This window comes from Streptomyces sp. NPDC005485, assembly GCF_040606085.1.
Classification (GTDB): Bacteria; Actinomycetota; Actinomycetes; order Streptomycetales; family Streptomycetaceae; genus Streptomyces.
Genome location: NZ_JBEXDZ010000013.1, coordinates 1 through 15123, shown reverse-complemented (window position 1 = coordinate 15123; position 15123 = coordinate 1). Strand labels below are relative to the sequence as shown.

Annotated in this window: 11 protein-coding genes; 7 read left to right on the top strand and 4 right to left on the bottom strand. The window is 70.1% G+C overall.

All coding sequences use genetic code 11. The features are described 5' to 3' along the window. Nucleotides 1–116 precede the first annotated feature (116 nt). The 4 genes from ABZS97_RS07225 to ABZS97_RS07210 all read right to left on the bottom strand — a co-directional run bounded on the left by ABZS97_RS07225 (nucleotide 117) and on the right by ABZS97_RS07210 (nucleotide 4584). Nucleotides 117–1271: an amidase domain-containing protein gene (locus ABZS97_RS07225; RefSeq protein WP_356134561.1), complete on the bottom strand. Its 1155-nt coding sequence runs from the start codon at nucleotides 1269–1271 to the stop codon at nucleotides 117–119. 120 nt (nucleotides 1272–1391) lie between these two features. Beyond that, the gene (locus ABZS97_RS07220; protein ID WP_356134559.1) at nucleotides 1392–2414 is read right to left on the bottom strand and encodes a TolB-like translocation protein; all 1023 of its coding nucleotides are present in this window, start codon (nucleotides 2412–2414) and stop codon (nucleotides 1392–1394) included. A 23-nt stretch (nucleotides 2415–2437) separates the two neighbouring features. Continuing rightward, nucleotides 2438–3709 carry an MFS transporter gene (locus tag ABZS97_RS07215; protein ID WP_356134557.1) on the bottom strand — a complete coding sequence of 424 codons (1272 nt, stop codon included), beginning with the start codon at nucleotides 3707–3709 and terminating at the stop codon, nucleotides 2438–2440. 26 nt (nucleotides 3710–3735) lie between these two features. Continuing rightward, entirely contained in the window at nucleotides 3736–4584 is an 849-nt protein-coding gene (locus ABZS97_RS07210) for a glycosyltransferase family 2 protein (protein WP_356134555.1), read from the bottom strand. Between the two features lie 461 nt (nucleotides 4585–5045). On the opposite strand from ABZS97_RS07210, the gene ABZS97_RS07205 reads away from it, so the two are divergent. From ABZS97_RS07205 to ABZS97_RS07175, 7 genes are all read left to right on the top strand, one after another. Further along, nucleotides 5046–6365, top strand: coding sequence for a sugar transferase (locus ABZS97_RS07205; RefSeq protein ID WP_356134553.1), 1320 nt, complete (start codon nucleotides 5046–5048; stop codon nucleotides 6363–6365). Between the two features lie 23 nt (nucleotides 6366–6388). After that, nucleotides 6389–7444: a Gfo/Idh/MocA family oxidoreductase gene (locus ABZS97_RS07200; protein ID WP_356134551.1), complete on the top strand. Its 1056-nt coding sequence runs from the start codon at nucleotides 6389–6391 to the stop codon at nucleotides 7442–7444. 29 nt (nucleotides 7445–7473) lie between these two features. Further along, nucleotides 7474–8472 (top strand): NAD-dependent epimerase/dehydratase family protein, encoded by a 999-nt coding sequence (locus tag ABZS97_RS07195; RefSeq protein WP_356134549.1) that lies wholly within the window; start codon nucleotides 7474–7476, stop codon nucleotides 8470–8472. After that, nucleotides 8469–9608, top strand: a complete 1140-nt coding sequence (locus ABZS97_RS07190; protein ID WP_356134547.1) for a DegT/DnrJ/EryC1/StrS family aminotransferase — start codon at nucleotides 8469–8471, stop codon at nucleotides 9606–9608. Before ABZS97_RS07195 ends, ABZS97_RS07190 begins: the two co-directional genes overlap by 4 nt. Beyond that, on the top strand, nucleotides 9605–10294 hold the full coding sequence (locus tag ABZS97_RS07185; protein WP_356134544.1) for an acetyltransferase: 690 nt from the start codon (nucleotides 9605–9607) through the stop codon (nucleotides 10292–10294). The genes ABZS97_RS07190 and ABZS97_RS07185 overlap by 4 nt, the downstream gene beginning before the upstream one ends. Then, nucleotides 10291–11409 carry a DegT/DnrJ/EryC1/StrS family aminotransferase gene (locus tag ABZS97_RS07180; RefSeq protein WP_356134542.1) on the top strand — a complete coding sequence of 373 codons (1119 nt, stop codon included), beginning with the start codon at nucleotides 10291–10293 and terminating at the stop codon, nucleotides 11407–11409. Before ABZS97_RS07185 ends, ABZS97_RS07180 begins: the two co-directional genes overlap by 4 nt. A gap of 68 nt (nucleotides 11410–11477) precedes the next feature. Continuing rightward, nucleotides 11478–15080, top strand: a complete 3603-nt coding sequence (locus tag ABZS97_RS07175; RefSeq protein WP_356134539.1) for a DUF4082 domain-containing protein — start codon at nucleotides 11478–11480, stop codon at nucleotides 15078–15080. The last annotated feature ends 43 nt before the right edge of the window (nucleotides 15081–15123 follow it).

Sequence of the window (15123 nt, the reverse complement as noted above, 5' to 3'; positions counted from 1 at the left end):
CGGAGGCGGACCTCGCCGTGTCACTGGGCGGATGCCTGGTGGCGGCCGCCGAAGAAGGCGGCCGCAAGGAGCGGGAGCCGGCCATCGAGCCCGGCTCCCGCCCCGAGGGGCACCTGTCAGGTGCGGTACGCGTAGTACGCCGCGTTCGGGTAGGAGGCGACGAGGCTCGCCACCGACCTGCGGAAGGTGTTGTTCGAGTGGTACGTCACGTAGGGCACACCGCCGCTCTTGGACGTGACGATCATCGTGTGGTCCTTGGACCCGTTCTTGTCGAAGTCCATCTGGAGGACGTCGCCGACCTCGAGCTGGAAGACGTTGGCGAGCGGCTTGGTCCGCTTGGAGTTCTGGGCGAACCAGGACCACTCGTTGACGCCGACGAAGGAGTCCGACTGGATGTCGGCGTTGCCGAACCACTTGGTGTAGTCGTACACGTAGCCGGGGACGTGCTTCCAGCCGCCCGCCTTCAGGGACTGGCTGACGAAGTTGGTGCAGTCGCCGCCGTCGGCGTGGCCGTTGTAGTTCGGATAGTCCGTGTTGTAGACGCTCCAGTACTTCTCGGCATACGCCGCCATCGCCTTGTAGTTGTAGGCGGTGCCGGTCTTCGGAACGGCGACCGGGTTGCGGGTGGTTGCCGCGCGCGGGGCGTTCGGCATGGTGTCGTCCGCGGTGGTCGCCTTGACGGACGTCGGCTTGGAAAGCGTGTTCACCGCGAGACCACCTTGGTCGGTGTCCTCGACCTTGGTGAGCTGCCAGGTGCCCTGCTCGTCGGCCTTGAAGGTCAGCTCGTGCTGGGCCTGGAAGCCGGTGGTCCTCGGTGCGCCGCCGCGGGCCTGCGCGTACGTCAGGGTGGTGGTCTCGGTGACCGCGGCCTTCGCCGTACGGCCCGTCACGCGCGTGGCGTTGAGGGTGACGGTGGTGGTGGACTTGCTGTACTTCTCGCCGGCCTTCGCCAGCTTGTCCTTGCGCCGGCCCAGCGAGGACAGGGTGGCGTCCTCGGTGCGGGCGGTGCCGGAGGACAGGCGGACGTGGCCTGAGAAGCCGCCGGCCAGCGGCTTTTCGCGATCCCCCTGCTTGCCCTCGACCAGGGCGTCCGTACGGTCGGTGAAGACCGCGTCGGCCAGCCGCTGGAAGGTGGCCTTCGTCTGCGCGTCGACGGTGGGGTCGTCGACGACGGCCGCACCGGCGCTCCAGTTGGGCAGCAGTGCCACTCCGGCGACGACGGAGGCGGCAGCTGCCCCGAGTATGGTGGCGCGGCGCCGCGTACGGCTCAATTTCCTTGACTTCACTGAAGATTCCCCTCTTCACCGGCACTGGGGACGCCGGGAAGCGCATCTTCGCACGCCCTGTGTGCGTGTTGTGAAGGGGGATGAGGTTGAGGTTTGGTTACTGCGCTACAAGGGCGCCGGGGAAGAAGCACCGGCGATCAGCCGGCGAGGGGTGCCCGTCCCGTCCGCGCGCACCGTCCACAGATCGCTGCTGCCGACCTTGCCGTCGGCGGGGAGGGCGTAGGCGACGGTGCGGTTGTCCAGCCAGGTGGCCTGGTCGTCGACGCTGTGACGCTCGGCGAGCGCCGTCTCCTTGAGAGTGCCCAGGTCGAGGACGTACTCGCGCCACAGGTCGGTCCGGGACAGGACCCGCTTCTTGAAGGCGACGCGGGTTCCGTCGGGGGAGAGCGAGGGGCACTCCACGTTCTGGAGCAAGGTGGTGACCGTACGGCGGGAGAGGGAACCGCGCACCAGGTAGGTGCGGTTGGCGGTGTTGAGGGTGGCGTAGAAGGTGTCGTCGTCGGAGGCGAAGGTGACGCCCCAGAAGTTGATGTCCGAGGCGTGGTAGGGCTTGCCGTCCAGGACGACGGAGAACTTCTCCAGGCTGGGCGTCAGCTTCATGGTGCGGGTGTCCAGGATCGAGGTCCGCGTGGAGAAGAAGGCGGACGCGTAGGACTCACCGGAGACGAAGACGGTCCAGGCGACGAAGCGGCCGCTGGGCGAGACCCGGGCCCGGCTGGGCGTGCCCGCGAGCGGGAAGGTGCGCCGGGTGCGGAGGTCGGCGTCCAGGAGCAGGGCACGGTTGCTCTGCTTGAGGACGCCGGGGTTGGACTGGAGGCAGACGCCCGTGCCGGCCGCCGCGTAGAAGCGCGCGCACTTCAGGTCGGAGGCGGTCCGCCCGCCACCGGTGTCGGTGGACGGGACCGAGGCGACCGCGGTGCGGTGCGGGCCGGCGGCCGCGTTGAGGAACGTCAGACGGCCCTTCTGGTCGAGCGTCAACTTGCCCGTACTGACGGCGGGTCCACCCGGTTGCGCCTGATTCGCCCGATCCGCGCGGGCGGCGGCATGCAGGACCACGCCGGTCGCCAGGCCCGCGAGGAGCAGCCCCGCGGTGAGGAGTATGAGCAGGCGGCGGCGCAATGGTGTCATCCGGATCCTTGTGGCTGTGGTGGTCATCGGGTCCCGCCGGTCGGCCGCAGCACCATACCCGCGACGATGGCGCAGCACAGCAGGCCTGCCGCCGAGCCGGCCAGCGCCGGGCCGTCTCCCCACACCGTCCAGGCGGCGCCGAAGGCGAGCGAGCAGCAGAACCGGGCGAGCGCCTGGCTGGTGCCGACGATGGCGAGGCCGCTGGCGCGCAGTTGCGCGGGCACGACGTCGGCGAGGGCGGCCGGGAGTACGCCGTCGGTGGCCGCGTAGAACGTGCCGTGCAGGGCGAGCACGACGAAGGGGAGTACCGGCGTGGCCGGGGCCCACAGGAGGAGCGCGTAGCCGGTGAGCAGAGCTGCGTGCCCGGTGAGGAACACGGCGCGCCGCCCGACCCGGTCGGCCAGCGCGCCGACGGGCACGGCCAGCAGCAGGAACACCAGGGCGGTGCCCAGCGGCAGCAGCGTGAACCACTGTTCGCCGATGCCCGCGCGCCGTTGCAGGAGCAGGTAGACGAAGGCGTCGCTGACGGTGGTCAGGCCGAGCAGCGCGGCACAGCCGGCGAGCGCCCGCAGACGCGGCAGGCGCAGCAGCGCCAGTGCTTCGCGTATGCGGACGGGCTGCCTGTCGTCCGCCGCGGCTGCTTCGTCCGTCGGCGCGCCCTGCCGTTTGCCGGGTACGAACAGCACCAGCACGAGCACGCCGAGAACGGCGACGCACGCGCTCACGCCGAACACGGCGTCGTAGCCGTCGGTCGCCGCGCGCAGGATGAAGAAGGCGGCCAACGGGCCGAGCATCGCGCCGGTGGTGTCCATGGCCCGGTGCACGCCGAAGGCCCGGCCCTGTCTCGCGGGAGGTGTGGACAGGGAGATCATCGCGTCGCGTGGGGCGGTGCGCAGGCCCTTGCCGGTCCGTTCCAGGGCGAGGACGGTGCCGAGCGCGCCGACGCTGCTCACAAGAAGGAGCAGCGGCTTGCACAGCGCGGACAGTCCGTAGCCGAGCCCGGCTATCAGCTTGTGGTTGCGCACCCGGTCGGCGAGGTGGCCGCCGGTGAGCTGGACCAGTGCGCTGACGCCGTTGTAGACGCCGTCGAGGGCGCCGAATCCCAGGGGGCTGAAGCCGAGCGTGGTGACGAAGTAGAGCGGCAGGACGGCGGTGACCATCTCCGAGGAGATGTCGGTGACCAGGCTGACCGTGCCCAGCACGAGCACGACCGGGGCGACCTTGGACGCAGGGCCGCGTCTTCGGCCCTGTTCGGTGTCGGCGCCCGCGGGAGCGGAGCGGTCGGTGAGATACATGATCAAGGACTCCAGGTGCGGTGCGGTCAGTTCTGCCGACTGCTCTCGTCCCGTAGCCAGGTGCCGAAGTCCTGTGCCCGGATGGCCTTTTTGGCTCTCCGCCGGGCGACGACCGCCGCCGCGACGAAGACCGCGACGCTCACGAAGAGCCTCGGCTCCGTGCGGAGCATGGCTTTGAGATCTGCCGTGCTGGTGCGCGCCGACGCTTCTTCGGGTGACTGATGCTGTTCGACCTGCGCTGTGGACACCGCGGCCCTGATCCGGCGTTTGATCAAGTCCCGCCAGGTGCGCGGCGGGTGGACCACGACGCGGGCCGCACCGACCACGAGCCGCTCCTCGGGGGCGAAGGCCAGCGACGCGGCCAGATCGTCCGCCATCAGCGGCGGCAGCGCGGCGATCCGGGCGTGCCCGGCCTTCGACACCGCGATGACTCCCCGGCCGAACAGCCCTTCCCGTACGGCGGGCAGGCGCTGCCACACCCGGTAGTAGGCACGCACCCGCCATGCGCAGGCGGCCAGCGGGATCTGCCGCTCGGGGGCGGTGGCGAGGATGCCCGAGGTGTCGTCGCCGAGGGGCTCGGTGAGCGCCCGTACGTCGGCGCCGGTGAGCAGGACGTCGGCGTCCACGTAGAGGCGAGGGAAGCCGCGCGCGTGATCGTCACCCGCCCGCAGGGCAGCGTGTTTTGAGGGCACGGGGATCTCGACGACGCGAACGCGCGGGCTGTGAGCAGCCGCGATACGCGCGGTGTCGTCCGTACAGCCGTTGCACACGACCACGATGTCGGTGTCGTCCTCGAAGGAGTCGGCCAGCAGGGAATCGAGGAGCCGGCCGATGACCTGTGCCTCGTTGTGGGCCGGGATCACGATGCTCGTCACCTGGGCAGTATGTCGTCGGTGTCACCCTTGCGAGGTGTGTTTCGTCCAAGTGTTCCCGCGACTGCGTCCCGTGGTCTAGATTGAGGTCCGCCGCACCGGTTTGGGTGGGGAACATGTTCCGAGTGCGCTTCATGTCATGGCACGTGAAAGCGGATGCGGTACAGGCAGTAGCCAACATGCAGGGAGCATGAGGCGGTTGGGGAACCGCCGAGGCTCCGTCGATATCGGGTGCCACTGCGTGGAAGGCGCAGCGGCGCTGATTCAGCTCCCGGGCCACGGACTTGAGGCCGTTTGCCCGGTGTCGTTCGGTCAGGGGTAGCCGCGCATGTGGTGGGGGGCGCATGACCATTGAGGTCACGCATGAGCAACTGGCTGTGGATCACAGAAGTCCAGAGGCTCGACGAAGACGCTGGGAACAGAAGTATCGTTTAGTCCTGCTGGTCGCGGACGCCTTCGCAGCCGTGGCTGCGGCCCTGGTGATCCATGCGGTGTACGGCCGCTGGACGGTGGCCCTGGTGCTGCCCCCGACGTGGATCGGGGCCATGCTCGCCCATCGCTCCTACGACCGCAGTGCCCTGGGCCTGGGGACCCAGGAGTGCGTGCGGGTGTTGCGCGGTGCTGTCGCTGTGCCGGCGCTGGCCGTGGGCGTGTACTGGTTCTTCATGCACGACTCGGGGCTCCTGCATGACATGATCATGGCGACTGCGCCGACCGTGGCGATCGCCCTGCCGGTCCGCTACGCGCTTCGCCGCCGCCTGCACAGGCGATGGGCACGAGGCCGGGACCGGAGTGCGACGCTCCTGGTCGGGCCTTCGCAGGGCATCGTGGAGCTGGTCACCGTGCTGCGGCGCGGCAGCGCACATGAACTGCAGGTCGCCGGAGTGTGCCTGAGCGATCCGCAGAACGCCACGGAGGTCCGCAAACTGGGGCTCCCCGTCCTCGGCGGCGTCGACACCATGAACGACGTCATCCGGGCCCTCGGCATCAGTGCCGTGGTGGCGCTGCCCGCGCCCGAGTTCGACGCCTCCGTCCTGCGCCGGATGTCCTGGACGGCGGCCGTGCAGGGTGTCGACTTCCTGCTGGCCCCCATGCTCACCGACGTGTCCGCCTCCCGGCTGGCGGTACGGCCCGCCAACGGGACGCCGCTGCTGCGGATACAGGCGCCGAACCTGTCCCGGATCTCCCGGCTGCCCAAGGAACTGCTGGACCGCACCCTCGCGGCACTGCTCCTGACGGTCCTCGCCCTGCCCATGCTGTGCATCGCCCTGATCGTCCGGCGGGACAGCTCCGGTCCCGCCCTGTTCAGGCAACAGCGGGTGGGCCGGTACGGCGACCACTTCACCATGCTGAAGTTCCGCACCATGCGGCAGGACTCGGAGGCGCTGCGGGCGGAACTGGCGCACCTCAACAAGAACAGCGACGGCCTGCTGTTCAAGGTGAAACAGGACCCACGGATCACCAGGGTCGGCTCGCTGCTGCGCCGCTCCTCGCTCGACGAACTGCCGCAGCTGATCAACGTGATCAGCGGCCACATGTCGCTCGTCGGCCCCCGCCCCCCGCTGCCCGAAGAGGTGGAGGCGTACACGCCGGAGGTCAAACGCCGGCTGCTCGTGAAGCCCGGCCTCACCGGGCTGTGGCAGGTCAGCGGTCGCTCGGACCTGCCCTGGGACGAAGCGGTCCGGCTCGATCTCGGATACGTGGACAACTGGTCGACCAGCCTCGACCTGTCCATCCTGCTGCGCACCGCGTCGGCGGTCGTGCGGGGAACAGGGGCCTACTGATGGACCAAGGGGAGAGGAACACAGTGACGCAGACCACGGAGCCCTTGGGGGTCGCGGTCGTCGGGGCCGGATACTGGGGCCCCAACCTGGTACGCAACTTCCAGGCCAGTCCGCAGTTCCGGCTGCACTGGCTGTGCGACCTCGACGTGGACCGGGCCCAGCGGGTCCTCGGCGGCTACTCGACGGTCCAGGCCACCTCGGACTACGCGGCCGTCCTCGCCGACCCGTCGGTCGCCGCCGTCGCCGTCGCCACGCCCGCCGGAACCCACCTCGACATCGCCCTGGCCGCCCTGCGCGCCGGCAAGCACGTCCTCGTGGAGAAGCCCCTCGCGGCGACGTACGCCGACGGAATGCGCCTGGTGACCGAGGCGGAGGAGCGCGGCCTCACCCTGATGTGCGACCACACCTACTGCTACACGCCGGCAGTCGGCCGCATCCGGGAGCTGGTCCGCTCCGGCGAACTCGGCGAGATCCACTTCGTCGACTCCGTCCGCATCAACCTCGGACTCGTCCAGAAGGACATCGACGTCATGTGGGACCTGGCTCCGCACGACCTGTCGATCCTGGACTTCATCCTCCCCGACAACGTCGAGCCGGTCGCCGTCGCCGCCCACGGAGCCGACCCGATCGGCGCGGGACAGGCCTGCGTGGCCTATCTGACGCTCCAGTTGACCACAGGGGCCATCGCCCACGTGCACGTCAACTGGCTCTCGCCCACCAAGGTGCGGACCACCATGGTGGGCGGCGCCAAACGCACCCTTATCTGGGACGACCTCAACCCCGCCCAGCGCGTGGCGATCTTCGACCGCGGGGTGGACCTGGCCGCGCCCCAGGAGATCGGCGCGGACGAGCGCCGGGACATGCTCATCTCGTACCGCTCCGGAGACATGGTCGCTCCCGCCATCGGCGAAAAAGAGGCCCTGCGCAGCATGGTCGACGAGTTCGCCGACGCGATCAGGGAACGCCGGGCGCCACTGACCGACGGCCGGGCGGGCCTGCGGGTGCTGGACATTCTTGAGGCGGCATCCCGGAGTCTGGAATTCCGGGGCGCGGTCGTCGGCCTGCGTGCCGGGCGTTGACCGTTCATTTCACTGAGAGGGCAAGGCAGTTGAGCAGCGTACGAGGCAAGAAGATCCTGGTCACCGGCGGAGCGGGCACCATCGGCTCCAACCTCGTCGACCTCCTGGCCGAGGGCGGCGCCCGCGAGATCGTGGTGCTCGACAACTTCGTGCGCGGGCGGCGGGCCAACCTCGCCCAGGCCCTGCCCAGCGGCGTGGTGGAGGTCGTCGAGGGCGACATCCGGGACGCCGACACCGTACGGAAGGCCACCGAGGGCGCCGACCTGGTGTTCCATCTCGCCGCGATACGCATCACCCAGTGCGCGGAGGAGCCCCGCCTCGCCAACGAGGTCCTGGTCGACGGCACCTTCAACGTGCTGGAGGCGGCGGTCGAGGCCGGGGTGGGCAAGGTGATCGCCTCCTCCTCGGCATCCGTCTACGGCATGGCCGAGACCTTCCCGACGACCGAGCGCCATCACGCGTACAACAACGACACGTTCTACGGCGCGGCGAAGGCCTTCAACGAGGGCATGCTGCGCAGCTTCCACGCCATGTACGGACTGGACTACGTGGCGCTGCGCTACTTCAACGTCTACGGCCCCCGGATGGACATCCACGGTCTCTACACCGAGGTGCTCATCCGCTGGATGGAGCGCATCGAGGCGGGCGAGCCGCCCCTGATCCTCGGCGACGGCACCCAGACCATGGACTTCGTCGACGTCCGCGACATCGCCAGAGCCAACGTGCTTGCCGCGGAGTCGGATCTGACCGACGAGGTGTTCAACGTCGCGAGCGGCACGGAGAGTTCGCTGCGCGAACTCGCCGACGGACTGCTGGAGGCGATGGGGGCCTCGGACCTGGAGCCGGTGCACGGGCCCGCCCGCGCGGTGAACGGCGTGAGCCGGCGACTCGCGGACACCGTGCAGGCCGCCGAGCGGCTCGGCTTCACGGCGCGCATCGACCTGCGCACGGGGCTGCGGGACCTGGTGGAGTGGTGGCGTGCCGAGCGCGCCGCCGACGCCGCCGCGGCGCCGGAGGCCTCGCGATGAGCGCCGACCGCATCCCGGTGATGATCCCGTGGCTCGGCGAGGAGGAGGCCAAGGCCGCCTCAGACGCGGTGCTGTCCGGGTGGGTCGCCCAGGGCCCCCGGGTCGCCGCCTTCGAGCGGGCCTTCGCGGAGCGGGTGGGCGCCGAGCACGGCATCGCCGTCAGCTCGTGCACCACCGCCCTGCACCTGGCGCTCGTCGCGCTCGGGCTGGGGCCCGGCGACGAGGTCGTGGTGCCCTCGCTGTCGTTCATCGCCACCGCCAACGCCGTGCGTTACGTCGGCGCCGAGCCCGTGTTCGCCGACGTCGAGGCCGCCACCGGCAACCTGACCGAGGCCACCGTGGACGCGGTCCGCACCGCCCGCACCAAGGCCGTCCTCGCCGTCCACCAGGGCGGTGTGCCCGCCGATGTGCACACGCTGCGCGCCGCCTGCGCCGAGTGGGACCTTCCCCTGGTCGAGGACGCGGCCTGCGCCATCGGCTCGACCGTCGGCGGCAAGCCGGTGGGCCACGGCGCGCTGATCGCCGCCTGGTCCTTCCACCCCCGCAAGGTCGTCACCACGGGCGAGGGCGGCATGGTCACCACCGACGACGCCCAGTGGGCTGCGCGCCTGCGCCGACTGCGCGAGCACGGAATGAACGCCTCGGCGGCGGAGCGTCACGCGAGCAACAAGCCGGTCCTGGAGAGCTACCTGGAGGTCGGCTACAACTACCGGATGACGGACGTCCAGGCCGCGATCGGCCTGGTCCAGCTCGGGAAGCTCGACGCGATGATCGCCCGTCGCCGCGAGCTGGCGGCCCGCTACGACACGTTGCTCAAGGACGTCCCCGGCCTCACCCCCGTACGCGACCCCGCGCACGGGCAGAGCAACTTCCAGTCCTACTGGGTGCTCCCGGACGAGGACTTCCCCGTCGGCCGTGACGACCTGCTGGCCGCGCTCGCAGAGGCCGGCGTCTCCGCCCGGCGCGGGATCATGGCCTCGCATCTCGAACCCGCCTACGCGGGCCACCCCTGCGCGCCGCTGCCCGTCACCGAGCGCATCAGCCGCGACTCGCTGATCCTGCCCCTGTTCCACACCATGACCGAGGCCCAGCAGGACCGCGTCGTGGCCGCGCTGCGCGAACAGGCCCGAAGATGAACGAACTTGTGATCATCGGCGCGGGCGGCTTCGCCCGGGAGACCGCCCAGGCCGTACAGGACGCGGGCGAGTTCAAGTTGCTCGGGCACCTCGACGACAACGCCGCCCTGCAGGGCACCGAGGTGGACGGCATCCCGGTCCTCGGCGGCTGCGCCCTGGTGCACGACCTGCCCGAGGCCCGCGTGGTGATCTGTGTGGGCAACCCCCGGGACTACGCGGCCCGCGCCCGGCTGGTCCGCAGGCTGGGTCTGCCCGCGGACCGCTACGCCACCGTGATTCATCCGACGGCGGCGGTGTCGGCGACCTCCGAGGCCGGCCCCGGCTCGGTCCTGCTCGCACACTGCGTGCTGACCGCCGCCGTACGGGTGGGCGCGCACGTCGCGGTGATGCCGCACGTCGTCCTCACCCATGACGACGTCGTCGAGGACTACGCCACGATCACGTCCGGCGTCCGCCTGGGCGGGGGCGTACGGCTGGAGCGGGGCGCCTACGTGGGTTCCGGGGCCCTGCTCAGGGAGGGCACGACGATCGGCGCCTGGTCGCAGATCGGGATGGGGAGCAGTGTGCTCGGCGACGTTCCGCCGGGCGAGGTCTGGGTGGGGAGCCCGGCCCGAAGGCTGCGCGAGGCCGGGGCGCCCGCGCTCGATGAACTGTTGACGCAACAACTGGGGGGACCAGTCGCATGAACCAGATTCCGCTGGTGGATCTCAAGGCGGCGCACGCCGAGGTCGCCGACGAGGTACGGGCCGGATTCGAACGGGTCCTGGCCGACACCGCGTTCATCGGAGGCGATGAGGTCCGCCTGTTCGAGCGCGAGTACGCGGACTTCGGCGGTGTCGCGCACTGCGTGGGCGTCGCCAACGGCACCGACGCCGTCGAACTCGCCCTGCGCGCCGTCGGGGTCGGAGCCGGCGACGAGGTCGTGGTGCCCGCCAACACCTTCATCGCCACCGCGGGCGCGGTGGCGAGAACCGGTGCGCGGCCGGTCCTGGCGGACTGCCTGCCCGACAGCTACCTGCTCGACCCGCAGGCCGCCCTGGACGCGGTCGGCCCGGCCACCCGCGCGGTCGTGCCCGTACACCTCTACGGGCAGATGGCGGACGTGACGGCGCTGGCCGGCCAACTGCCCGGCCACGTAAGGGTCGTCGAGGACGCCGCGCAGTGCCAGGGCGCGACCCGCGACGGCAGGTCGCCGGGCAGTGGCCGGATCGCGGCCACCAGCTTCTACCCGGGCAAGAACCTGGGCGCCTATGGAGACGCGGGCGCGGTGCTGACCGACGACGAGGAACTGGCCGGCCTGGTGCGCGCGATCGCCAACCACGGCGGCGTCGCCAAGTACCGCCATGACGTGCCCGGGTTCAACAGCCGGCTGGACGGGCTGCAGGCCGTCGTCCTGCGGGCGAAGCTGGCGCGACTGGCAAACGGAAATGCGGCCCGCCGGGCGGCCGCGGCCCGCTACGACACGCTGCTCGCCGACCTGACGGGCGCCGGGCGGATCGTGCTGCCGACGACGGCGGTCGGCAACGTCCACGTGTGGCACCTCTACGTCGTCCAGGTCGCCGAAGCGGACCGCGACGACATCGTGGGCAAGCTCAACGCGGAGGGCATCGGCGCGGGAGTGCACTACCCCGCCCCGGTCCACCTCACGGCGGCGTACCGCCATCTCGGCCACTCCCGGGGCGACTTCCCGAACGCCGAGAAGACGGCTGACCGGATCCTGTCGCTTCCGCTCTACCCGCAGATCACCCCCGACCAGCAGCAGCGAGTCGTCGACGCGCTCACGGACGCGCTCCGAGGCTGACCGGTCCCCGCTTCACGCACCCCCCGACTTCACCTGTCGGTCTGGCACAGCACCGCTGAGAGGTACACATGAACAGATGGAGCAGACGGCTCCGGGGCGGCCGCCTCGCCGTCGCAGCAGCGTTGATATGGGCGGTGCTGCCGCAGGCCGTGCCGGCCCAGGCGGCATCGGATCCGTGCGGATCGGGCTCGAACCCGATCGTCTGCGAGAACTCCAAGGCGGGCAGCCCGAAATCCGACTGGTTCTCGCCCAACGCCTACGGTGACATCAAGGGCTTCTCCACCAAGGAGAGCGTCCAGGCCGGTGACAGCGTCCAGTTCAAGATCCAGTCGCCGGTTTCGTACAACGTGCAGATCTACCGGCTGGGCTGGTACGGCGGCGACGGCGCGCGCCAGATGTCGACCGCGGCGCAGGCGGCCGTGACCTACCCGGCCAACTACACGTCCAAGGCCGCCAGTTGCACCACCAAGGCCAGCACCGGCCTGGTCGACTGCGGCAACTGGCCCGTGACCGCGAACTGGACCGTGCCCAGCGACGCCGTGTCCGGCCTGTACATCGCGAACCTGACGCAGACGGACGGCGACGGCCTGATGTCGTACCCGTTCGTCGTCCGCAGCGACTCCAGCACCTCCGACATGGTCGTGCAGACCAGCGACCAGACCTGGCAGGCCTACAACGACTACGGCGGCCAGGACTTCTACGGCGGCACGGGACCCGCGCCGGACGCCCGGGCCTACGAGGTCAGCTACAACCGGCCGCTGGACATCGGCGGTGACAACGGCATCTACGGCTCCGAGTTCATGATGCTGTCCTGGCTGGAGCGCAACGGCTACGACGTGAGCTATCTGTCCGGCGTGGACGTGTCGTCGACCAACGGCGCGACCCTGCTGAAGAAGCACAAGGTGTACATGTCGTCCGGCCACGACGAGTACTGGACACAGAGCCAGTACTCCAACGTCCTGGCGGCGCGGAAAGCCGGCGTGCGGCAGGGCTTCTTCAGCGGCAACGAGGTCTTCTGGAAGACCCGGTTCGCCCCGAGCATCGACGGCACCAACACGGCCGATCGCACCCTGGTCTGCTACAAGATGACCAAGATGGCGTTCAACAACGGCATCGCCGACCCCAGCGGCACCTGGACCGGCACCTGGATGGATCCGACCAGCACCAGCTACGGCCAGACCTACCAGCCGCCGAACATCCTCACCGGCTCCATGTTCCAGGCGAACGGCTACCGCAACGACGCGATCACCGTCCCCGGCTCGTACGGCAAGAACCGGATCTGGCGCAACACCTCCGTCGCGGGTCTCAACTCCGGCCAGACCGCGACCTTCCCGACCGGAACGCTCGGTTACGAGTGGGACAGCGACCTCGACAACAGCACCAGACCCACCGGACAGATCGACGTGTCGTCCACGACCGTGGACATCACCGACGGCACCTACCGGCTGGACTGGGGCAACCTGTACGGCAACGGCACGGCGACGCACAATCTCGTCGAGTTCCGCGACCAGGACTCCGGGGCCCTGGTGTTCGGGACCGGGACCGTGCAGTGGTCGTGGGGCCTTGCCAACGTGCCCACCTACAACCCCGATGACACGGTGGTCACCGAGGACTCCCGGATGCAGCAGGCGACGGTGAACATCCTGGCCGACATGGGGATTCAGCCGAAGTCCCTGCAGAGCAACCTCGTCGCCGCCACCGCCTCCACCGACACCACCGGCCCGACCATCCACGTGACCAGCCCGGCCTCCGGGGCCACCGTCCCGGCGCTGAAGCCGGTCAACATCACCGGCACCGCCACCGACTCCGGTGGGGGAGTGGTGGCCCGCGTGGAGGTGTCCACCGACGGCGGATCGACCTGGCAGGCCGCCAAGGGTCTTGCGTCCTGGAGCTACAGCTGGACGCCCACGAGCCCGGGCTCCGCGTCCATCAAGGTCCGCGCCGTCGACGACAGCGTCAACATCGGCGCCGTCACCACCGTCCCGCTGACCGTCGGCCCCCAGGCCTGCCCCTGCACCATCTGGCCGGCCTCGGCCGTGCCCGGCACCGTCAACGCCGGCGACGGCGGCTCTCTGGAGCTCGGCGTCAAGTTCCGCACCACGGTGGCCGGTTCGATCACCGGTGTCCGCTTCTACAAGTCGCCCGTCAACACCGGCACTCACACCGGCAGCCTGTGGTCCGCCTCCGGCACCCGCCTGGCCACCGGCACCTTCACCGGCGAGACGGCCTCCGGCTGGCAGCAGCTGAACTTCTCCACCCCGGTGACCGTCAAGGCCAACACCACCTACGTCGCCTCGTACTTCGCCCCCAACGGCGGATACTCCCACGACACCTCCTTCGCGAGCAGCGACGCCGGCCTGGCGCCACTGACGGCCCTGAAGACCGGCACCGACGGCGGCAACGGTGTCTACCACTACGGTTCGACCAGCGCCTTCCCGTCCTCGCAGGCCTCCGGCAGCAACTACTGGGTCGACGTGGTCCTGGACACCTCGACGGCCAGCACCACCCCGCCCACCGTCACCTCGACCTCCGCGACGTCCGGGGCGACCGGAACGTCGATCACGGCACCGGTGTCGGCCACCTTCAGCGCGGCCGTCGACACCGACAGCGTGACGTTCACCCTGAAGGACCCGGACGGCAACGCCGTGCCGGGGGCCGTCACCTTCCCCGCGTCGAACAAAGCGACCTTCACTCCGTCGACGGAGCTGGAGCTGAGCACGAAGTACACCGCTTCCGTCCAGGCCTCCGACGTGTGGGGCAACGCCATGGCGGACCCGGTGACCTGGTCGTTCACCACCAGTTCCACCCCGCCCGCGGTGACCTGCCCCTGCACGCTGTGGAGTTCCTCCGCCGTGCCGGCGAACACCGACATGACCGCCGACCCCAACTCCGTCGAGCTGGGCGCCAGGTTCACGTCCTCTGCGGCCGGCTGGGTCACGGGCGTCACCTTCTACAAGGGCACCGGCAACACGGGCGTCCACACCGGCAGCCTGTGGACCGACTCCGGCACACTGATCGCCGGCGGCACCTTCACCAACGAGACGGCGTCCGGCTGGCAGACGCTGACCTTCGCCACTCCGGTGGCGATCACCGCCGACACCCCGTACGTCGTGTCCTACCACGCGCCGAACGGCAACTACGCGGTGGACGGCGGCTACTTCGCCGCGGCTCACAAGTCCTATCCGCTCACGGCCACGACCGACACCGTCACGCACCACAACGGGCTCTACAAGTACGGCTCCGACGCGGCCTTCCCCAATGGTTCCTACGGATCCGCGAACTACTGGGTCGGCCCCGTCTTCACCGCCGACAACCCGAGCGCGTCCCTGGCGACGGCCACCGCCTCGGAGGTGACCGCGTCCTCGGTGGCGCACACCGCCGACGCGGCCAGCGCCCTCGTCACGACCGTGCCGGCCAAGGCCGAGGTGTCGTCCGTGAAGGCGACCGTGACCATCCTGCGCGGCTCCAAGGACGCCAGGAAGCTCCACGTCACGGGCGTCGTCTCCTACGACCGGGCCACCCACAAGGTGTCCGTCCATCTGTCCGCCCCCTTGCCGGACGGCACCCGGTTCAAGGTCACGGTCACGGCCAAGGACAAGCACCACCACACGGTGAAGTCCCACAGCTGGACCCTGACCAGCAAGACCGTCTTCAAGAAGAAGAACAACTGACCCGTCCCCACACACCGTCGATGGTCCGCACCCCCGCCCGGGG

Bases quoted from the DNA above. Each gene is read 5' to 3' on its own strand.
- ABZS97_RS07220 (WP_356134559.1), bottom strand. From the start codon at position 2,414: ATGACACCATTGCGCCGCCGCCTGCTCATACTCCTCACCGCGGGGCTG.
- ABZS97_RS07215 (WP_356134557.1), bottom strand. From the start codon at position 3,709: ATGTATCTCACCGACCGCTCCGCTCCCGCGGGCGCCGACACCGAACAG.
- ABZS97_RS07190 (WP_356134547.1), top strand. From the start codon at position 8,469: ATGAGCGCCGACCGCATCCCGGTGATGATCCCGTGGCTCGGCGAGGAG.
- ABZS97_RS07185 (WP_356134544.1), top strand. From the start codon at position 9,605: ATGAACGAACTTGTGATCATCGGCGCGGGCGGCTTCGCCCGGGAGACC.
- ABZS97_RS07180 (WP_356134542.1), top strand. From the start codon at position 10,291: ATGAACCAGATTCCGCTGGTGGATCTCAAGGCGGCGCACGCCGAGGTC.
- ABZS97_RS07175 (WP_356134539.1), top strand. From the start codon at position 11,478: ATGAACAGATGGAGCAGACGGCTCCGGGGCGGCCGCCTCGCCGTCGCA.